Genomic DNA, 17760 nt, shown 5'->3' with positions numbered 1-17760 from the left:
GTAGGCCTGAAATGGGCTTACGGATTCGGGGTTGCTGGTGTCGTGGGTGCCGGTGAGGGTGTGACGGCTTCGGCGGTGGGGGGCACGGCTTCCTCGCGGGGGGGACGGCGTTCGGGCACTGGTAGATGGAAAAAGATCGCAGCCATGACGGCTAAGCTAGCAGCGCCAATCCCCAAAGGCATCAGTTGTTTGCGCAAAGGCACAGCAGGGGCGATCGCCTGCCGGGGGAGGGAATGGAATGTTGGTATCAGGGTAGGCAGTGTTTGGCTATCACTACAGAGTTGATCCAATGCCTCCACTAAATCCGCTAGCTGCAACCAAGTGAGCTGCACTTCTAGGGTTTCACCAGCGCCATTCTGGGCAGGGGTATCGGCATTTTCTGTAGGCGAGCCTTGCAATAGCTGGCGGGGAATATGCAGCACTACCTGATTAGAGGCCTGAATCTCGACCTGAATCGGGTACTGGGGCGATCGCCGTAACTTAACACCACTCAACCACGTTTGCGCTGCTGCAGGCACACTATTGAGCAATGCCACAAGGAATTCTTTCCCGCCCTTGACCCGCTGATTCTGGCCAATAATCTCCCACTCGCAGAGGGTGACAATATCCAACTGCTCTGCGCCGGCTTGACCACTCAGCCCTTCAATTCGCAGTGTGCAATTGGGCAATGAATACTGGCGTTGCAGCAGCATTAACTTACTTCCCCATCAAATAAACTAAACCAAAGGCGTTCCATGCCCTTTGTGCCTGCACAGAGCAGAAGTTGTGCCAACAGCTTTAGACCCAACTCATTGAGGGCTTGGTTATTTTTGTAGAGAAAGAGACCCGATCGCTGGAGGTTCATGCGTTTGCGAAAATGGCGGCGAAAGCGGTCTAAATACTCCGCCAAGGGGGCATAGGTTTCCGGGGGCAAATTTTGCGCCTGCAATTGATCCAACACCAAAAGTAAATGCCGCAGGATTGCCGTCTGCCGCCGCGCCACTTGCACAACCACTGCGGTGAGTGCCTTTGTTTCCGCTAAGGGCAAGGGGGTACGCTGGGTAATTTGGCGAAAGGGATTGGTGCAGCGAATTTGCCAAAATACGACCCGATTGGGGATCATCACTTGCAGTTGCAGATCTCGCAGCACTTGCAACATCAACTCAGAGGCATGCAAATCAACGCACTCTAGGGCAAGCAACAATAAGTCTAATTGCCAACGTGCCCGCCGAGGACACACACTCACCCCTTGGGGGTCGGGCAGTGCTGCCAACATCGGAGGTAATAGCTCAACTTCAGGGGATTCGATTGTTGCTGGCATTGAGTTTGCCGTTTCCATACTCTCTAGAGTGCTCACTATACAGCAATAATGACAGGACTCATGGTGAAATAGGCCTAAACGATCTTAGCCGTTTCTCCACTGACGACTGCCGCCTCTTTTTATATGTTGCCCACTGCGCTGATTTTTCGAAAAGCAGGCTAGACTTGAGGAGAACCACATGATTGTGAGGTTGCAATGAGTCAAGAGATTCCCCCCCCAGAAGCTTATGTGGTGCTTGGACTCGCTCATTGTTTTGTGCAGGTGGAGGGAAAACTCCAGCCCGTAGAGGTGATTGAGCCGATTCCCTCAGCGGCGTTGGAAGCCTTGCTCCATGGCTTGCCCACTTCTTATAGTGAAGCCCATGCCCTCACCTATGGTACAGCCCAAGATCCGCAGCAAGTGCAGCAGCAGTTTCCCCCCAGTGCCCATCTGTGTGATGACTATGGCGATCGCCTTGCAGCAGCCGCACGCACCTACATTGCCCGTCCCCAAAGTACCCGCCATATTCCCCTTGGCGAGACTTACCGCAACTTTAATACCTCCACAGAACGCAAACGGGTGCTCAACTCCGAGCGTATCGTTACCGCTGCCGACAATGTCAAACAACACGCCTACACCCACCAAGTCCTCTAACAAGTTGTCCTGATTCACGAAAGGAATGACCATGGTCAGTGAAGTGCAGCCCATCCCCGCAGCATCCCTTGACACGCCCCTAGAAAATGCGGTTGAGATTATTGAAACGGTGATTTCTAGTCTCCACCAAGGGGGCGCCCCCCTCGTTGGCCAAACGGACAGTGGCAAAATTTGGATGTTTCGCTATGGCAGTGCCGAGGTCTTTGTGCAGTTGAGTGGCCATACGGCGGAAGACTTTCTCACCATTTGGTCACCGGTACTGCCTCTGCCCGTAGCGGATGAATTGGCACTCTATCGTAAGCTCCTGACGTTGAACTGGCTCACCACCCTCGAGGCACACTTTGCCATTGCTGAAGACCAAGTCCAAGTCGTGGCTACCCGCACCCTAGGGGGGATTACTGCGGGTGAAATTTCCCGCCTAATTACGATTGTGGCGACACTCGCTGATGACTATGATGACGCCCTCAGGGCTGAGTTTAAGAGCTAATGAGGGCTTTCATATCCCGTACGGCTTGCACCATGCCCACAAGAACAGCGCGGCTGATAATCGTGTGGCCAATATTGAGTTCTTCAATGCCTTCAAGGCGGGCGATCGCCCCCACATTGGTGTAGGTCAGGCCATGGCCTGCATTCACCCGCAAGCCTAAGGATTTTGCCTGTTGGACACCATGAGCTAAAATTGCTAATTCCTGTTGTTGCGCCGCTTCCCCCTTGGCTTCGGCATAGCGACCAGTGTGCAGTTCAATAAATTGAGCCGTGGTTTTAGCGGCGGCTTCCAGTTGGGCCGGATCCGCGTCAATGAATAAACTCACAGGAATTCCTGCGCCTTGCAACGTTTGCACCACTTGGGTCAAGGGTTGCCGCTGACCCACCACATCTAGCCCCCCTTCGGTGGTGACTTCTTCGCGCCGCTCAGGTACCAACGTCACGTAATCTGGCCGAATGTCAAGGGCGATCGCCACCATTTCGGAAGTGGCAGCCATCTCTAGGTTCAAATGGGTGCGTACCGTTTGCCGCAGCAGGCGCACATCCCGCTCTTGAATATGGCGACGATCTTCCCGCAGATGTACGGTAATGCCATCAGCTCCCCCCAGTTCTGCCAAAACGGCTGCGGCTACGGGATCGGGTTCAACTGTGCGCCGCGCTTGGCGAATCGTTGCCACATGATCAATGTTGACCCCTAGGGTTGCCACTGCGATCGCTCCTTGTCGGAATAGAAGCCCAACCTTTCGGATAATACACCAAGGCAAGGTGCCATGTCGGTTGTCCGCGCTGGCCGTTTGCAACCTTTTGAGCCAGCCGATAGACTAACCCCCTAGGAGAGACAGGACAGTGGCTGATGACTTGGCGAGTACCCCGACGGCGGACTTTTGGCTGGTTTTATCCATGGCGAGGCGTGGATTGGCTGCTGTTAGGGGCTGTTTGGGCAACCACGGTCATTGGGGCGGTCTTCATCCACAGTAGTCAACTACACCTAGAGGAAAACGATAGTCTCCAGCATTTATTGGTGGGGGGGATGGGTACGATGCTTGCCCTGATCCTTGCCCGCGTTCCGGAATCGGTCTTTATGGGCAGTCATTGGGTCATCTACGGCCTGAGCTGTGCCCTGCTGCTAGCGGTTGATCTCGTGGGGGTCGAGGCCAAGGGAGCAGAGCGCTGGTTGGCGATTGGCGGCTTTAACCTGCAACCCTCGGAGTTTGCCAAAATCTCCCTCATTCTTACCCAAGCGGCGCTGTTGCACCGCATTTCAGGCCACTCTCTGAAGGGCATTCTCAGTGTCTTTGCAGCCACCGCCCCCCCCTTTTTCCTAGTTTTGACGCAGCCGGATTTGGGCACGTCTCTTGTTTTCATTGCCATTACATTGACAATGCTCTACTGGGCGAATACCCCCGGCAGCTGGATTGTCTTGATGCTTTCCCCTTTGGTGGCAGCGATTCTCGTTGCCCTGCCTCTGCCCTACCAACTGAACCTGATCCTCTGGTTGGTGTGGACACTGGCGATGGCCGTCGTCGCTTGGCGGAGCTTGCCCTTGGGCTGGGTCGGCGGCTTGGGGGGGCTGGTGCTCAATCTCGGGGGGGCTGGCTTGGGGCAACTGCTTTGGAGCGTGCTCAAGGACTATCAAAAAACCCGTATTCTCATGTTTCTTGACCCCGACAAGGATCCCCTTGGGGCTGGCTACCACTTGATTCAATCGCGGATTGCCATTGGTGCTGGTGGGCTATGGGGGCGGGGCATTTTTCAAGGCACCCAGACCCAGTTGGGATTTATTCCCGAACAGCATACAGACTTTATTTTTTCAGCGATCGCTGAGGAGACGGGCTTCATTGGCAGTTTAGTTCTCCTATGCCTTTTTTGGTTAATCGGTTTGCGCTTATTGCAAATTGCCAATAGTGCAGGTCATGACTTTGGCTCGTTGCTGGCGATCGGTCTATTTGCCATGATCCTGTTTCAAGTGGTGGTGAATATTGGCATGACCATTGGTCTGCTCCCCGTGACAGGAATGCCGTTACCGCTGGTGAGTTATGGCCGCTCAGCCCTGCTGGCGACCTATCTTGGCTTAGGGATGGTGCTCTCCGTGGCGAATCATCGCCCGCGATCGCGCTACTAACCGAGGCGCTAGCGTCCTAGTTTATTCGGAATGCCCTCACAGCCACCGGGAATCGTTTCACGGGAACGGCTACCACTCCAAGCACAGCAATAGTAGCGTTGTTCTTCGGAGAGGTTCTTGACATTGGTAAAGTTGACATCCTCGACCACTGCACCTGTCTGCGCCCCAGTGCGAAAGTTGGGAGGATGCAGGCGATCGCGGGGGCTGGCCTGATCAGCGGTGCCATAAAAGAAGCGAACCCGACTGAGATCGGCATTGGTGAAATCCGCCCCCTGCAAAATCGCCCCTGCTAGGTTGGCTCGCGTCAAATTACAGTTGCGAAAGAGGGTGCCTGTGAGATTGGCATCACTCAATTCGGTCCAGCGCAAATCGGTACCACTGAGATCAGCGCCCGCTAGCATGCTGCCAAGGTTAATCACCCGCACACCATACTCAATGTCTTCCTCATAGCCACCCAGCCCATCAAAAATCGCCCGTCCCAGTCGGCGATCGCGCTTCAGCGGCGAGAGTAACTTTGCGCCTGACAAAAAGCGAATGATTTTGGCCTTGCCTTCGGCATCGAGCCCCCCCAAGATGGCAGCAGTGCGTCCCTCGGCGATCGCCCGCTCCGGCGGCCAATCCTCCAATAATCCCTCATCGTCAAGAATGAGATCGGCAATCCCTTGGAAATAACTGTCAATCGTTTGCTGTTGGGTAATGCGGTTTTGTTGCGTCGTCAAATCCCGCGAGATCACGTATTGTCGCCAAGCCACATAGGCGGCCAAGAGCGCCACCAAAATCTGTCCCAAAGCACCGAAGCCCTCCGCCAGTGCCCCCACCGCATCCCAATTCGTACCTTGAAAGCGTCCTCGAATCCAGTCCATGGCGCCAGTCATGGCAATGAGTGCCACCACCGTCAAACTCAGGCCCAGTGAGGCCAAAATGAACTGCCGTTGCTGTTCCGTGAGATCTTCAGTAAACCAGTGATAGGTCGAAGTCCAGACCAAGGGGAAACTCAGTCCCCCCAGCACCAAAGCAGCCACCACACCCACCGCATCCCAATCGAGTCCCCAAGCCAGCAAGACAGTGACCATGGCGATCGGCATCAACACCGAACGCAGAGACTGCCAACCCGTGCGCCAACGATTACGAGCGGCTAACACTTTACTGAGACGCAAAGCAGCCGCCGTTTGGTTGTCACGGAGGGTCATTTTGTCTTCGCCCATCAGGATTTGGCCTACAGTTCAGGAATTAACCCAATCATAATCAGATTTTTCTTCGTTACATCCATAGAAAGTTCCCCTTCTCTCCTTAGAGAAGGCTGTACAATAATTCATAAAGTTTTCAGAAAACGTTTTGGGAGGTTATGGGTATGGATTGGCGTGTCCTGATTGTCCTGTTACCTGTCCTACTGGCTGCGGGTTGGGCAGTTCGTAACATTCTGCCCTATGCTGTCAAGCAGTTTCAAAAGCTCCTGCAAAAAGCCAAAGCAGCCTAGGACATTGATACGGCTGTATCCTCTGTGGAATTGTTGGGCAAGCGCTCCCCAAGGAACCAGACCGAGTGTGATCTTGGTTTTACTTTGGGGAGACTTTTTTATAATAGGAAGTATATTGTTAACTTTTGTAAATTAGCTTTCAGGTTACTGCCATGCCTTCCCTCGAACAGCTTGCCCATCAACTGGAAAGTCCCAATTCCCGCGATCGCCTGCTGGCGCTAGCCGCGCTACGGGATGTCCCCTCTGCGGATGCCGTACCCCTGATTAAAAAAGTCCTTTGGGACGAAAATCTACAGATTCGCTCAATGGCTGTGTTTGCCCTTGGGGTTAAATCCACACCGGAGTGCTTTGACATTCTGGTGCAGTTGCTCGAGAGTGAACCGGATTATGGTATTCGTGCCGATGCTGCGGGTGCCTTGGGCTATCTCGAAGATGGGCGTGCCTTTGAACCGCTAGTGCGCGCCTTTTATGAAGACACCGATTGGTTAGTGCGCTTTAGTGCTGCTGTGGCGCTGGGCAATCTTAAGGATCCTCGCGCGGTGGATGTATTGCGCTCGGCGCTGAAAAGTCAGGAAGTCGTGATGCTCCAAGGGGCGATCGCCGCTCTGGGGGAAATTGGCGATCCCAGTGTTGTCGAAGATATTTTGCCCTTTGTGACCACAGAGGATTGGTTGGTACGGCAACGGCTCGCTGAAGCTCTGGGCAATCTCCCTAGCCCAAAAACCCAAGCCGCTTTGGAATACCTCGCTAAAGATGAGCATCCCCATGTGGCGACGGCAGCCCAGATTTCTTTGCAACGCTTGCAAGAGCGACTTTCCTCCGAAGTTCAGGGCCCTGGCAATTGAGATCAAACTTTTTTGCCCACTGCGGTTTCTGCCACAACTCTCTAAACTGGAAAGAAAGGCGCGGCATCCGCAGTAACCTATCTCTATGTCTATCCGAATTAAATTTCTTCCTTACCTCGTGGCAGTGCTGGTCGGGGTGGTGGGTGCGATTATTCTTTCACAACTACATTTTGCGCTCTGGTGGGAGCCAGACCTGCTGACCCAACCGCCCCCCATTGTCGAGGCAGAACCAGAAACCACTACTGTTCAGCCCTTACCCCCTCCCCAAACGCCAGCCAACCCGCAACCGAATGGGCTACGCATCAGTAATCAAACGGCCTTTCCGGTGCGCGTGGTGTTGCTCGCTGCCAGCGATCGCGCCCATCCTAATGAAGGAGCAGTTCACTGGGATTTTGCCCCCATGGAGGGCAGTATTAAGGGATTACTATTAACGCTGCCAGAGGGCAAGCTGACACTTCAGTCAGGGGATATTGTCCTTGCTTTCACGCTGGATGGCTCCAAACGCTACTGGGGGCCCTATGTGATTGGTGAAAATAGCGAACTTCAGCGCGATCGCCAGACCCAAGAGTGGCAACTCACCCTCCGCCCCTAGCAGCAGGAAAACCAGAGGCAGAGGGCATCCCTTTTGTGATTGCTGTTTGAGTGTGGTTCTAGGGTGCTGCCTTAGCTATGGGTTTAGCCGCAGGGTGATGATTTTCTTGGGAGGTGGGGCGGGGTTGAATCACCCCATAGCCCCCATGATTGCGTTCATAGACCACGTTAATTTCTCCCGTATCGCGATTGCGGAAGACATAGAAGTCGTGATCCACCATTTCTAGGTGCTCAAGGGCTTCTTGGATACTCATGGGGGGCATGGCAAAGTATTTCATGCGCACGACTTGTTCGGGCAGTTGGGGGGTGCGATCGCCCACTAAGTCGGTCACCACTGCGGGCTCCACCACACTATTGGTGTCTTTAGCGCGGGACTTGTCTTGGCGTTTTTCTTTGAGTTTACGGAGTTTGCGCGCAATTTTGTCGGCAACGAGATCAATACTGGCGTAGAGATTTTCACTGCTTTCTTCGGCGCGAATGATGGAGCCATTGACAAAGAGGGTCACTTCAGCAGTTTGTTTGGGAGCGGTGCTACGGTTACGGGCAACGGAAAGATGCACATCAACTTCATTAATCACATTTTGGAAATGATGGGTGGCTCGCTCAATTTTTTGGTTCACATAGCTGCGAATGCCATCCGTAATATCAATGTTTTTACCATGAATCACTAGCCTCATAGGGTTGCCTCCCCTGAGCAAAACAGATACATCTAAGGCTGATCTACTTCCACCCTAACATCTCCGTATCGGCGATTACAGGGTGTGCTGCCGCTCTTCACCTTTATTCGTGTTCTGTGATAATTCTTATCCTCTAGCTCTTGACAATCTGGCACCCCCTATGAAAACTGCCCTTGGTTGGCATTGTGCCTTGGGGATCATTCCCTACCGCGATGCTTGGCGCTGGCAACAGCAACTGGTGGCTGAGCGCTGCCACAATCCCACTGCCCGAGATGTCCTGCTCACTTTGGAGCATCCCCCCATCTACACCCTTGGTCAAGGGGCAACCACCGCCCACCTTCACTTTGATCCTGTGGCTACTGGCATTGAGGTCTTGCGCATTGAGCGCGGAGGCGATGTCACCTACCACTGCCCCGGCCAATTGGTGGCCTACCCGATTTTGAATTTACGCCGCCACCGCTGCGATTTGCATTGGTATCTCCACCAGTTGGAGGAAGTCGTGATTCAAACCCTAGGGCACTATGGCATTAAAGGGGAGCGCGTCGCTGGCCTTACAGGTGTTTGGGTAGAGGGGTACAAGGTGGCCGCAATTGGGATCAAGGTGACCCGCTGGATTACCTTCCACGGCATTGCCCTCAATGTGGTGAACGATCTAAAGGGCTTTGGTCGCATTGTCCCCTGTGGCATTGGCGATCGCCCCGTCGGGAACCTACGGCAGTTTTGTGCCAACATTACCCTAGAGGAGGTGCGCCAGCAGTTTGTGACGGCCTTTGGCCGTGTTTTTGCCCTCGAATTTGCCCCCAAAGCCCTTGCCGATCTCCTGATCCCCATCTCTAGTTGACAAACTTTAATCTTTATTTCAGGAATCGGCTGTTATGAATTGGCAACTTTCGGGGCACAATTTAAGTCTAAGTAGATTAGGATACAGGCCAACTCCCTCTCACCTGCTAGGCTAACGCTATAGGAACCTCAGCTTTATCAGTGCGAGTCGTCATCTTCATCGCGATAAATCTTTTATCTACATTCTTCCTTGCCAAATACTGTTTAGAATCTGTGCTGCTATGATGAACTCCGCTTCCAAAACCCCATCCCCTACACCCACTGTTAGCACCGATATGGTGCGCACCTACCTACAGGAAATTGGACGCGTGCCGCTGCTGACCCATGAGCAGGAAATTATTCTGGGTAAACAAGTGCAGCAAATGATGGCACTGCGGGAAAAACGCGAGGCTCTCACCAAGGAACTGGGACGTGAACCAACCTTTGAAGAATGGGCGGCGGCCTCTCATCTCACGCCGGCGGAATTGCGCAATCTCCTTAAGCGCGGCGAACGCGCCAAGCAAAAAATGATTGAAGCCAACCTACGGCTGGTGGTTTCGGTGGCCAAGAAGTATCAAAAACGCAACCTTGAATTGCTGGACTTGGTGCAAGAGGGCACCCTTGGCCTTGAACGCGGTGTGGAAAAGTTTGATCCCACGCGCGGCTATAAGTTCTCTACCTATGCCTACTGGTGGATTCGTCAGGCCATTACGCGGGCGATCGCCCAACAGGGGCGAACCATTCGGCTGCCCATCCATATCACTGAGAAGCTGAACAAGATCAAACGCACGCAACGGGAATTGGCGCAAAAATTGGGACGCAGTGCCACCCCAGCTGAGGTAGCTGCGGCGTTGGAATTGGAACCAGAGCAAATCCGCGAGTACCTAACCTTAGCGCGCCAACCCGTTTCCCTTGATCTGCGCGTTGGGGACAATCAGGACACTGAACTGGGTGAATTGCTGGAGGATGACAGTCTTTCGCCAGAGCAATTTACCACGGTGGAGTCCCTCCGCGATGATGTCAACCTGTGGCTGGCGGAACTTACCCCGCAACAACGGCAAGTCCTCACCCTGCGCTACGGCTTGGGGGATGGCCAAGAACTGTCCCTTGCCAAGGTGGGTGAGCAACTCAACCTCAGCCGTGAACGGGTGCGGCAACTGGAGCGGCAAGCCCTCGATCACCTGCGGCGGCGGCGCCAGCAAATGTATGAATACTTGGCCAGCTAAGGCGTGGATTGAGGCGCTTGATCTGCAACCCCATCCAGAGGGGGGCTATTTCCGTGAGGTCTATCGCTCAGCAGGGAGTATTCCCGCAGCGGTTTTGCCTTCAGGCTTTCAGGGGGGCGATCGCCCCTACTGTACGAGTATTTACTTTTTGCTCCCCTCCACGGCCTGTTCGCGACTGCACCGCATTGCCAGTGATGAACTGTGGCACTTTTACACGGGCAGTAGCCTGACGATTCATGTGATTCTACCAACGGGCGAGTATCAGCCCCTGCGCTTGGGGATGAATATCGATCAGGGGGAGCAATGGCAACAGGTGGTACCAGCGGGAGCATGGTTTGGAGCAACGGTGGATGCGCCAGACAGTTTTAGTCTTGTGGGGTGTACGGTGGCGCCGGGATTTGACTTTCGCGATTTTGAATTGGGCGATCGCCAGCAATTGCAGCAGCAGTTTCCTCAGCACCAGAGATTAATTGAACGCTTGACGCCCTAGACATTAAAGAGCGTTTGCAAGCGGCGACGAATCCACTGCAAGGGGGGCAGGCTTTTGATTTCTTGGGAGTTCACGAGGCCGAGTTCTTGGAGAACCTGTTGTCGTGCCGCTAGCTCGTGGGCAATCTCTTCCGCCAATTGGGGTTGAGCTTGCAGCAGGCGCTGTACCGCTGAACGATGCACCACAAATAGAACTGTTTCTTCTAACGCCCGCACTGTGGCCGATCGCGGCATTCCCGTTAGCACTGAAATTTCGCCAAAGAAATCGCCCTCATAGAGGGTGGCTAAGATTTGATCCAACTGCTCAGAGCGCACTTCCACTGATCCCTCAAGGACAATGTAAAAGGCATCCCCCGGATCGCCCTCAGAGCAGATAATTTCCCCCACACCATAAAATTGACGATTGCCCAACTCAATCAGCATTTGCAATTCCGCATTGGAACAGCAGGAAAAGCAACTGATATTGCGCAGTAGATCAGCAAGGGAGGGTTCGGTTTTGACCATTTCAGGAGCTACTGGCTCACTCACCGCTGCGGTTTCGGGCACACTGGCCACAGAACGGTGGTAGTAATGAGCCAAGGAGCGCAGTTCCCCCAAGTCGCGCAACCGCAAATCCAACTGGGGAAAAGGCACTTCAATCTGCCGCTGCCGTAATTCCTGCTCAATGAGAAAATTGAGGGCGCTTTTAATGGGTTCAGAATCTTGGGGGCGGTTAATCCACACCAGTAGTTCAAAGAGGTAGGCATTCTCGCCAAAACCGCGAAACCAAACGCTGGGGGGTGGGGTGAGCAGGACGCGCGGATCCTGACGGGCGGCACTGAGGAGCGCTTCGGTCACCAGAACCGTATCACTGCCATAGGCGACACTCACAGGGATATGGATACGGCTATCGGGACTACCGTAACTCCAGTTAACGACGTTCTTTTCAATAAAGCGGTTGTTGGGGACAATCACGTACTGGCTATCGTTGGTGCGGATAATCGTAGCGCGAATTGAAATTTTCTCCACCGTGCCCAGCAGGCCATCCACTTCAATAAAATCGCCGACTTTAATCGGATGTTCCAACAAAATCGCTAAACCGCTAATAAAGTTACTGGCGAGGGTTTGCAAACCAAAACCAAAACCGATCCCCAAGACCCCCGCTAACACCGTCAGGGAACTGAGGTCAATGCCCGCGGTTTGTAGAACAACAATAAAGCCAATAAAGCTGAGGCTATAGCTAACCACACGGGTGATGGTTTCTTGGCTACCGCGATCCACCCGTAACTGCATGAGAATCCGACTCTTGAGCCACTCGCTCACCCAGCGGGAGGTAAAAATCACTGCGAGGGAGAGAAAGAGAATTAAAAAGAGAAAGTTTAGGGTAATTTGCGTCCGCCCCAACTCCATAAAGGGGGTGTTAAACACCACGGCCACCCGTTTGAGGAGAAACTGAATCGTGCTATCGATGCGCTCATGCCAAGGGGAAAGACTTTGAACCGATTGCAGAATCCAAGATAAAACGAGTGCCCAGAGTAAAATCCGCAGCGTCAGGCGCAATAGACTAGCGCCAAGGGAGAGCCAAGGCTGGGATTGTTGGCTGGCTTTTTGGTCAAGCCGCTGTTGCAGTTGATGAATCCCCAAGTTCAGCAGCAGCCAGTCCGTGAGCATCGCAATGCCAACAATCCCCACAATTTGAGCCGCTTCAATGAGCGCGACCCGCAGCCGTTGAGTTCGCGCCAGTTGAGCAATGAGAATACTTGAAGGGGCTGCTGCTAAAAATAAACTGAGGTACTTCATCATGGTCCTAAAGATTGTGCGCGAGCGGCTTTAATGACTGCCACCACGTCGGCATGTTTTCCATCCAACGCCCACACCAAAGCTGTCCAAGAATTCTGATCCTTGGCGTTGAGATCTGCACCTGCTGCAATCAGTTGTTTGACCGTAGCCGTCTCTCCTTTGGCTGCTGCGGCCATTAAGGGGGTCAAACCAAAGGTCGTTTGAGCGTTGACATTGGCACCGGCGGCTAACAGTTTCTCCACAATGGCGGTATGTCCACCGCCGGCAGCAGCCATCAATGGTGTCCAACCCTCGCTGTCCCCTTGGTTAACATCGACGCCGGCGACAATCAGGGCATTGACAATCTCCGTGTGCCCCAGTTCTGCTGCCAGTGCCAGCGCTTCCGTTTTCAACTCGATACCGTTGGCGATCGCCTCCTGGACAGCGGTCAGGTCTCCTTGCTCAATGGCGGTTTCAATTTCTGTCATTCCCTGCGTCATTGCCTGTAGCCTGCCTCTAATAAAGAAAAGATAATCTATCTGAGTTAAAATGAGGTCTGCATTGAGTTCAGGATCGCATGCAATGGATATTATCACGCTCGGTTGGGTGGGTGTTCTCAGTGTCTTTACGCTCTCGATCGCCTTTGTGGTGTGGGGTCGCCACGGCATGTAGCCACCTAGGACTGGGGCAATGACGGTTTCATTGGCGGATCTTCTGGTTCTGGTGGCCTTGCTGCTGCTGATTGTCGTCACTGGTGGCATTGGCTATCTGACTTTTGCGGAGTGGCGCGATCGCCGGCGGCTGCAAGCAGAGCAAAAAGAACAACAACGGGGGCGCAAGCGTTAATGGTTGCTCCTCTACGGCTTTTGGGCGATCGCCTCCTCAGTGCCCTGCAAACCGCACTTCCTTTAGATACCTATCCCCAGCCGCTCCTGCTGCCGGCCAGTCAAGCCAAGTTTGGCGACTATCAATCCAATGTTTGCCTGAGCCTCGCCAAGCAGGTGGGCAAAGCACCCCGTGAGCTAGCCCAAGAGGTGGTGGCACATCTCAATGTTGAGGATCTCTGTCAACCCGTCGAAATTGCTGGTCCGGGCTTTCTCAATTTTCGTCTCAAGCCAGACTTTCTGGCGCGCAGCCTGCAAGCCGCTATTGGGAGCGATCGCTTGGGGATTCCGCCAGCGCGAGAGCCACGCCGGGTGGTGGTTGATTTTTCTAGCCCCAACATTGCCAAGGAAATGCACGTGGGTCACCTGCGCTCCACGATTATTGGTGACTGCATTGCCCGCATTCTGGAGTTTCAAGGCCACAATGTCCTGCGGCTCAACCATGTGGGGGACTGGGGAACGCAGTTTGGCATGCTCATTGCCTACCTTGAGGAGGTTTATCCCGACGCCCTCACAACCGCCAATGCCCTTGACTTAGGTGACTTGGTGACATTCTACAAAAAGGCCAAGCAACGCTTTGACAGCGATCCAAACTTTCAGCAGAAGGCACGGCAGCAGGTGGTGGCACTCCAGCAGGGAGAAGAACAGAGTCGCCGCGCTTGGCAACTGCTGTGTGAGCAATCCCGCCGCGAGTTTCAAAAGATCTACGATCTGCTGGATATTGAACTCACCGAACGAGGGGAGTCCTTCTACAATCCCTTTTTGCCCGCGGTGATTGAGGACTTAGCCGCTCTTGGCCTCGTGGTGGAGGATCAGGGGGCAAAGGTCGTCTTCTTGGAAGGTTTCACCAATAAAGAGGGGCAGCCCCAACCCTTAATTATTCAGAAGTCCGATGGGGGCTACAACTACGCGACCACGGATTTAGCCGCCCTGCGCTACCGCATTGACAAAGACCGAGCAGATTGGATTATCTATGTTACCGATGTTGGGCAGTCCACCCACTTTGCCCAAGTCTTTCAAGTGGCGCAGCGCGCGGGTTGGGTGCCGCCCCATGTCACGTTAACCCATGTCCCCTTTGGCTTAGTGTTGGGGGAAGATGGCAAACGCTTGAAAACCCGTTCTGGGGAAACGATTCGCCTGATGGATTTGTTGACGGAGGCGATCGCCCGCAGTCGAGCGGATTTAGAACAGCGCCTTGCCACTGAAGGCCGTCGTGAATCTCCAGAATTCATTGACACCGTGGCACGGGCGATCGGTATCGGTGCTGTCAAATACGCAGATCTTAGCCAAAACCGCAACAGTAACTACGTCTTTAGCTACGACAAGATGCTCTCCCTACAGGGGAATACCGCTCCCTATTTGTTCTATGCCTATGTGCGTGTCCAAGGACTGACCCGGCGCGGCGACATTGATTGGCGCACCCTCTCACCAGATACCCCCCTTTTCCTAGAGGATGAAACAGAGCAAAACTTGGCCAAGCACCTTGTGCAACTGGAGGAAACCCTCGACCTTGTGAGCGCTGAGCTATTGCCCAACCGCCTCTGCCAATACCTCTTTGAACTGAGCCAGCTTTTCAACCAGTTCTACGATCGCTGTCCCATCCTCTCGGCAACTGAGCCAACGAAGCAATCCCGTCTCACCCTTGCCTATCTTACTGCTCAGACTCTGAAGCTAGGACTATCCCTACTGGGGATTCGGGTTTTGGATCGGATTTAGCGCCTTCTCGCTATACTGGGGCGCAGCACCACTGTTGTTTCTGGAATTTTCTAGAGTGAGGGAAGCCTGTTCTCTAACCTTTTGCTGGCGGTGATTTTCCTGCTGATATGGCCGCACATGTATCTCATGCAGTTTTATTTTCGGCTATTTCGCCGTGAGTTACCCAACAGCCTAGAACTGGGCGCTTTGTTCATCATGTTCGTCATGGCAGGGGGGACAGGTCTCGGTCTGCTAGGGGGTATCGCCGTGGGTTTGGGTCTATTGCCGTGGCTTTGGCCTGAGTTGGGTCAACTATGGCAAGGGTTAACGGTGGTCGCGATCTATTTTGTGAATTCGCTGATCTGGTTTGAACTCGGCTATCGCTGGGGTCAGTGGGAAGCAAAGCGTTAAGTCTCTTCACAGTGTTGAGCCTGTTCTATTCATGGGAAAAGGGCTGTAAGATACATTGGTTGTTTGTGCGATCGCGACAGCACAATGATTAAAAATGATATTTGGATTCGAGCCATGGCGGCTCAGGGCATGATTCAGCCTTTTGAACCGACACTGGTGCGGCGGGTGGCTGAGCAGCCCGTGATTAGTTTTGGCCTTTCTTCCTACGGTTACGATATTCGCCTCAGCCCGAAGGAGTTTCGTATCTTTCGCCATGTGCCGGGGACGGTGGTGGATCCCAAAAACTTTAACCCGGCAAATCTGGAATCTGCGCCCCTCCATGAAGATGCCAATGGTGCCTTCTTTATTTTGCCCGCCCATTCCTACGGTCTTGGGGTGGCGCTAGAACGCCTACAGGTTCCTGAAAATGTCACGGTTCTGTGTATTGGTAAAAGCTCCTATGCCCGTGCGGGGATTATTGCTAACCTGACACCGGCAGAGGCGGGCTGGCGAGGCCATCTGACCTTAGAATTCTCAAATTCTTCCAGTGCAGACTGTCGCATCTATGCCAATGAGGGAGTGGTGCAATTGCTCTTTTTTGAGGGTGAACCCTGCGATGTCAGTTATGAAACGCGGCGGGGCAAATACCAAGATCAGCCGGAGGCCGTCACATTGGCACGGGTTTGAGTGAGTTGCTGCAACAGCCGTTGGGGTCCATGGTGTCCCCATTGATAGCCCTGCTGAAGATAGGGGTCTAGGCGGCGGCGAATCTGTTGGTAGCCCCAGAAGATCACTCCCCCCTGGAGGACAACAGTCGTATTGACTCCCCAGAGTTCACTGCCGAAGGTCAAGCCTTGCCAACTGGAAAGATAAATCGCCGCATACCACAGTAAGACAAACTGACTCAGACTCCCAAAGGCCGGTAGGGGAAAGGGCACGGCATAGGCTTGGCACGCTTTGCGGATATAGGCAAGGGTACTGATTATCGCCAGCACGACATCGAAAAATCCCCCCGGCAGCAGCAGGCTACCCACCATCTGTGCGGTTAACCAAGACCATGCCGACGTGTCTTGCGTGCCAAGAGCTGCCCCGAGGTTCTGTTCAACTTGGCTGGCTTGGTGGAGAATTCGCAGGGCACGGGCTTGGGGAGCCTCCTGTTGTAACCACTGCTGAAGAAGCTGTCGCAGTTCTGGAATGCCTTGACCTGTTGTGCTGCTCACGGCAATACCTTCGGCCATTGGCGGGTAGAGATCCGCCTTGGTGAGAATGAGCTTGTGGGGAATCCTAAGGGTGTTTAGGCGATCGCGGGCTTGGCATTCGACGGGGGTAAGGCTGTCTTGGGTCACAAAAAGGACAAGATCGGCAGTCTCAACGGCACTCCATGTCATGCTTTCGCGGTTACTACCCGCGACTTCATCCAGCCCAGGGGTATCCGTGAGATCGACGATTTGATCTTGACAGTGCCAGCGAACCGTTCGCGGCCATCGAGTCGTGCCATGAAGGGCGCCCACAGGAAAAATCGCTTCGCCATAGAGGGCATTTAAAAGGGCGGACTTGCCGCGGCTCACTTGACCCAAGACAACAATGTGCCATGCACTCTGGTGGAGGCGATCGCGCAACTCATAGAGGGGCTGCCATTGGGCACTCAATTGGGGATGGTGCACCTGATGCCACGCGAGAAGTTCCTCTAGACATTTAGCCGTTATGTCTAGGATAGGGAGGCTACTCACGGCGAAGGAGCGACCAATTGGAGGCCACCACTAAACCAACCGCAGCAATTAAGACGACAGGAAAGGGAATTACCCACTGCCGTAGGTGCAATACGGCTTCGCTGAGCAGGAACAAAATAATAAAGCTGGCGATCGCAATCCCCATAGGCTAGCGACGGCGGCTGGATTCTTCTAAAAAGAAGGCCTTTTCCCCACTGGGCAAGGTGGCATCGCGGAATGTCCGTACCCGTGCTAGGCGATCGCGCCCCCCGAGAATCGCATCCACTAACTTTGCCCCCCCGAGAATGGCTCGATCCAAACGAGTGATGAGTAGGCTTGCCCCGCTGAGGTTGGCATTGGTGAGATTGGCCTTCGTTAAATCAGCATTATTGAGGACAGCCCCGCTGAGGTTGGCGCTGCTCAGGTTGGCACCGCGTAAATTGGCAGCATTGAGGTTTGCCCCCCGCAGATCCGCTCCCTGAAGATTCCGCCCCCGTAAGCGGGCATAGCTGAGATCACAGTTGGGGCAGTTGCCCGTGCGCCGCAGTTGTTCTAAATGGGCTGGATTGGCGGCCCAAGCAGGGGTACTGACTAGGAGCAGGAAAAGGGCAGGCGCAACCTTGGCAATCATCGCACTCTCTCAACGGTGTCTATACTGG

The 17760-nt window shown here is 53.9% G+C and carries 24 protein-coding genes; 14 read left to right on the top strand and 10 right to left on the bottom strand.

Translation table 11 applies throughout. The features are described 5' to 3' along the window. Window positions 1–17 precede the first annotated feature (17 nt). Window positions 18–692, bottom strand: a complete 675-nt coding sequence (locus tag RHK62_RS05830) for a DUF4335 domain-containing protein (protein ID WP_206201421.1) — start codon at window positions 690–692, stop codon at window positions 18–20. Then, window positions 692–1300, bottom strand: a complete 609-nt coding sequence (locus RHK62_RS05825) for a DUF3038 domain-containing protein (protein ID WP_225901665.1) — start codon at window positions 1298–1300, stop codon at window positions 692–694. Before RHK62_RS05825 ends, RHK62_RS05830 begins: the two co-directional genes overlap by 1 nt. Window positions 1301–1495: 195 nt before the next feature. Between RHK62_RS05825 and RHK62_RS05820 the strand changes: the two genes are divergently transcribed. Next, a complete protein-coding gene (locus RHK62_RS05820; RefSeq protein ID WP_206201420.1) occupies window positions 1496–1933 on the top strand; it encodes a hypothetical protein in 438 nt (145 codons plus the stop codon). 25 nt (window positions 1934–1958) lie between these two features. Further along, window positions 1959–2420, top strand: coding sequence for a YbjN domain-containing protein (locus RHK62_RS05815; RefSeq protein WP_206201419.1), 462 nt, complete (start codon window positions 1959–1961; stop codon window positions 2418–2420). On the opposite strand, the gene RHK62_RS05810 is transcribed toward RHK62_RS05815, so the two are convergent. Beyond that, complete coding sequence (locus RHK62_RS05810) at window positions 2410–3126, bottom strand: pyridoxine 5'-phosphate synthase (protein ID WP_206201418.1); 717 nt, start codon at window positions 3124–3126, stop codon at window positions 2410–2412. The genes RHK62_RS05815 and RHK62_RS05810 overlap by 11 nt on opposite strands. A gap of 146 nt (window positions 3127–3272) precedes the next feature. Between RHK62_RS05810 and rodA the strand changes: the two genes are divergently transcribed. Then, complete coding sequence (gene rodA, locus RHK62_RS05805; RefSeq protein WP_206201417.1) at window positions 3273–4541, top strand: rod shape-determining protein RodA; 1269 nt, start codon at window positions 3273–3275, stop codon at window positions 4539–4541. A gap of 8 nt (window positions 4542–4549) precedes the next feature. Here rodA and RHK62_RS05800 read toward each other — a convergent pair whose 3' ends face one another. Then, window positions 4550–5731 carry a pentapeptide repeat-containing protein gene (locus tag RHK62_RS05800; protein ID WP_255521508.1) on the bottom strand — a complete coding sequence of 394 codons (1182 nt, stop codon included), beginning with the start codon at window positions 5729–5731 and terminating at the stop codon, window positions 4550–4552. Window positions 5732–5886: 155 nt separating this feature from the next. Between RHK62_RS05800 and RHK62_RS05795 the strand changes: the two genes are divergently transcribed. The 3 genes from RHK62_RS05795 to RHK62_RS05785 all read left to right on the top strand — a co-directional run bounded on the left by RHK62_RS05795 (window position 5887) and on the right by RHK62_RS05785 (window position 7455). Then, entirely contained in the window at window positions 5887–6018 is a 132-nt protein-coding gene (locus tag RHK62_RS05795; RefSeq protein ID WP_149817644.1) for a photosystem II protein Y, read from the top strand. A 152-nt stretch (window positions 6019–6170) separates the two neighbouring features. Next, entirely contained in the window at window positions 6171–6863 is a 693-nt protein-coding gene (locus RHK62_RS05790; RefSeq protein ID WP_206201415.1) for a HEAT repeat domain-containing protein, read from the top strand. Window positions 6864–6948: 85 nt separating this feature from the next. Then, a complete protein-coding gene (locus tag RHK62_RS05785; RefSeq protein ID WP_310453433.1) occupies window positions 6949–7455 on the top strand; it encodes a hypothetical protein in 507 nt (168 codons plus the stop codon). A gap of 58 nt (window positions 7456–7513) precedes the next feature. On the opposite strand, the gene hpf is transcribed toward RHK62_RS05785, so the two are convergent. After that, window positions 7514–8131, bottom strand: coding sequence for a ribosome hibernation-promoting factor, HPF/YfiA family (hpf, locus tag RHK62_RS05780; RefSeq protein WP_302676538.1), 618 nt, complete (start codon window positions 8129–8131; stop codon window positions 7514–7516). Between the two features lie 160 nt (window positions 8132–8291). On the opposite strand from hpf, the gene lipB reads away from it, so the two are divergent. From lipB to RHK62_RS05765, 3 genes are all read left to right on the top strand, one after another. Next, the gene (gene lipB, locus RHK62_RS05775) at window positions 8292–8972 is read left to right on the top strand and encodes a lipoyl(octanoyl) transferase LipB (RefSeq protein WP_206201412.1); all 681 of its coding nucleotides are present in this window, start codon (window positions 8292–8294) and stop codon (window positions 8970–8972) included. Window positions 8973–9192: 220 nt separating this feature from the next. Beyond that, a complete protein-coding gene (locus tag RHK62_RS05770) occupies window positions 9193–10176 on the top strand; it encodes an RNA polymerase sigma factor, RpoD/SigA family (RefSeq protein WP_315862953.1) in 984 nt (327 codons plus the stop codon). Beyond that, complete coding sequence (locus RHK62_RS05765) at window positions 10157–10666, top strand: cupin domain-containing protein (RefSeq protein ID WP_302679057.1); 510 nt, start codon at window positions 10157–10159, stop codon at window positions 10664–10666. The genes RHK62_RS05770 and RHK62_RS05765 overlap by 20 nt, the downstream gene beginning before the upstream one ends. Here the strand turns inward: RHK62_RS05765 and RHK62_RS05760 are convergent. Then, a complete protein-coding gene (locus RHK62_RS05760; protein WP_310453432.1) occupies window positions 10663–12447 on the bottom strand; it encodes a mechanosensitive ion channel domain-containing protein in 1785 nt (594 codons plus the stop codon). The two genes, RHK62_RS05765 and RHK62_RS05760, sit on opposite strands and share 4 nt — an antisense overlap. Beyond that, on the bottom strand, window positions 12444–12911 hold the full coding sequence (locus RHK62_RS05755; protein WP_302679055.1) for an ankyrin repeat domain-containing protein: 468 nt from the start codon (window positions 12909–12911) through the stop codon (window positions 12444–12446). The genes RHK62_RS05760 and RHK62_RS05755 overlap by 4 nt, the downstream gene beginning before the upstream one ends. A gap of 94 nt (window positions 12912–13005) precedes the next feature. On the opposite strand from RHK62_RS05755, the gene petN reads away from it, so the two are divergent. The 5 genes from petN to dcd all read left to right on the top strand — a co-directional run bounded on the left by petN (window position 13006) and on the right by dcd (window position 16079). Then, window positions 13006–13095 (top strand): cytochrome b6-f complex subunit PetN, encoded by a 90-nt coding sequence (petN, locus tag RHK62_RS05750; protein WP_011056671.1) that lies wholly within the window; start codon window positions 13006–13008, stop codon window positions 13093–13095. Between the two features lie 18 nt (window positions 13096–13113). Then, window positions 13114–13269 carry a hypothetical protein gene (locus RHK62_RS05745; protein ID WP_206201408.1) on the top strand — a complete coding sequence of 52 codons (156 nt, stop codon included), beginning with the start codon at window positions 13114–13116 and terminating at the stop codon, window positions 13267–13269. Then, window positions 13269–15023, top strand: a complete 1755-nt coding sequence (gene argS, locus RHK62_RS05740) for an arginine--tRNA ligase (protein ID WP_302679054.1) — start codon at window positions 13269–13271, stop codon at window positions 15021–15023. Before RHK62_RS05745 ends, argS begins: the two co-directional genes overlap by 1 nt. Before the next feature lie 126 nt (window positions 15024–15149). Beyond that, window positions 15150–15413, top strand: a complete 264-nt coding sequence (locus RHK62_RS05735; protein WP_302676543.1) for a hypothetical protein — start codon at window positions 15150–15152, stop codon at window positions 15411–15413. Between the two features lie 84 nt (window positions 15414–15497). Further along, complete coding sequence (gene dcd / locus RHK62_RS05730) at window positions 15498–16079, top strand: dCTP deaminase (protein ID WP_181496856.1); 582 nt, start codon at window positions 15498–15500, stop codon at window positions 16077–16079. On the opposite strand, the gene RHK62_RS05725 is transcribed toward dcd, so the two are convergent. Genes RHK62_RS05725 through RHK62_RS05715 form a run of 3 tightly spaced genes read right to left on the bottom strand, consistent with a single transcriptional unit; the run spans window position 16046 to window position 17732 of the window. Next, window positions 16046–17122 carry an Era-like GTP-binding protein gene (locus tag RHK62_RS05725; protein ID WP_302679053.1) on the bottom strand — a complete coding sequence of 359 codons (1077 nt, stop codon included), beginning with the start codon at window positions 17120–17122 and terminating at the stop codon, window positions 16046–16048. The genes dcd and RHK62_RS05725 overlap by 34 nt on opposite strands. After that, a complete protein-coding gene (locus RHK62_RS05720) occupies window positions 17115–17267 on the bottom strand; it encodes a hypothetical protein (RefSeq protein WP_190278162.1) in 153 nt (50 codons plus the stop codon). Before RHK62_RS05720 ends, RHK62_RS05725 begins: the two co-directional genes overlap by 8 nt. Window positions 17268–17270: 3 nt before the next feature. After that, a complete protein-coding gene (locus RHK62_RS05715) occupies window positions 17271–17732 on the bottom strand; it encodes a pentapeptide repeat-containing protein (RefSeq protein WP_310453431.1) in 462 nt (153 codons plus the stop codon). Between the last annotated feature and the right edge of the window lie 28 nt (window positions 17733–17760).

The sequence above is a fragment of the Thermosynechococcus sp. HY213 genome (assembly GCF_031460975.1).
GTDB lineage: Bacteria > Cyanobacteriota > Cyanobacteriia > Thermosynechococcales > Thermosynechococcaceae > Thermosynechococcus.
Note: the sequence above shows the minus strand (reverse complement) of the source record. Positions and strands in the feature narration are given on the sequence as shown.

Coding starts and splice junctions, on each gene's coding strand:
- RHK62_RS05830 (WP_206201421.1), bottom strand. CDS start 692: ATGCTGCTGCAACGCCAGTATTCATTGCCCAATTGCACACTGCGAATT.
- RHK62_RS05825 (WP_225901665.1), bottom strand. CDS start 1,300: ATGCCAGCAACAATCGAATCCCCTGAAGTTGAGCTATTACCTCCGATG.
- RHK62_RS05820 (WP_206201420.1), top strand. CDS start 1,496: ATGAGTCAAGAGATTCCCCCCCCAGAAGCTTATGTGGTGCTTGGACTC.
- RHK62_RS05815 (WP_206201419.1), top strand. CDS start 1,959: ATGACCATGGTCAGTGAAGTGCAGCCCATCCCCGCAGCATCCCTTGAC.
- rodA (WP_206201417.1), top strand. CDS start 3,273: ATGACTTGGCGAGTACCCCGACGGCGGACTTTTGGCTGGTTTTATCCA.
- RHK62_RS05800 (WP_255521508.1), bottom strand. CDS start 5,731: ATGACCCTCCGTGACAACCAAACGGCGGCTGCTTTGCGTCTCAGTAAA.
- RHK62_RS05795 (WP_149817644.1), top strand. CDS start 5,887: ATGGGTATGGATTGGCGTGTCCTGATTGTCCTGTTACCTGTCCTACTG.
- RHK62_RS05790 (WP_206201415.1), top strand. CDS start 6,171: ATGCCTTCCCTCGAACAGCTTGCCCATCAACTGGAAAGTCCCAATTCC.
- RHK62_RS05785 (WP_310453433.1), top strand. CDS start 6,949: ATGTCTATCCGAATTAAATTTCTTCCTTACCTCGTGGCAGTGCTGGTC.
- hpf (WP_302676538.1), bottom strand. CDS start 8,131: ATGAGGCTAGTGATTCATGGTAAAAACATTGATATTACGGATGGCATT.
- lipB (WP_206201412.1), top strand. CDS start 8,292: ATGAAAACTGCCCTTGGTTGGCATTGTGCCTTGGGGATCATTCCCTAC.
- RHK62_RS05770 (WP_315862953.1), top strand. CDS start 9,193: ATGATGAACTCCGCTTCCAAAACCCCATCCCCTACACCCACTGTTAGC.
- RHK62_RS05765 (WP_302679057.1), top strand. CDS start 10,157: ATGAATACTTGGCCAGCTAAGGCGTGGATTGAGGCGCTTGATCTGCAA.
- RHK62_RS05760 (WP_310453432.1), bottom strand. CDS start 12,447: ATGATGAAGTACCTCAGTTTATTTTTAGCAGCAGCCCCTTCAAGTATT.
- RHK62_RS05755 (WP_302679055.1), bottom strand. CDS start 12,911: ATGACAGAAATTGAAACCGCCATTGAGCAAGGAGACCTGACCGCTGTC.
- petN (WP_011056671.1), top strand. CDS start 13,006: ATGGATATTATCACGCTCGGTTGGGTGGGTGTTCTCAGTGTCTTTACG.
- RHK62_RS05745 (WP_206201408.1), top strand. CDS start 13,114: ATGACGGTTTCATTGGCGGATCTTCTGGTTCTGGTGGCCTTGCTGCTG.
- argS (WP_302679054.1), top strand. CDS start 13,269: ATGGTTGCTCCTCTACGGCTTTTGGGCGATCGCCTCCTCAGTGCCCTG.
- RHK62_RS05735 (WP_302676543.1), top strand. CDS start 15,150: ATGCAGTTTTATTTTCGGCTATTTCGCCGTGAGTTACCCAACAGCCTA.
- dcd (WP_181496856.1), top strand. CDS start 15,498: ATGATTAAAAATGATATTTGGATTCGAGCCATGGCGGCTCAGGGCATG.
- RHK62_RS05720 (WP_190278162.1), bottom strand. CDS start 17,267: ATGGGGATTGCGATCGCCAGCTTTATTATTTTGTTCCTGCTCAGCGAA.
- RHK62_RS05715 (WP_310453431.1), bottom strand. CDS start 17,732: ATGATTGCCAAGGTTGCGCCTGCCCTTTTCCTGCTCCTAGTCAGTACC.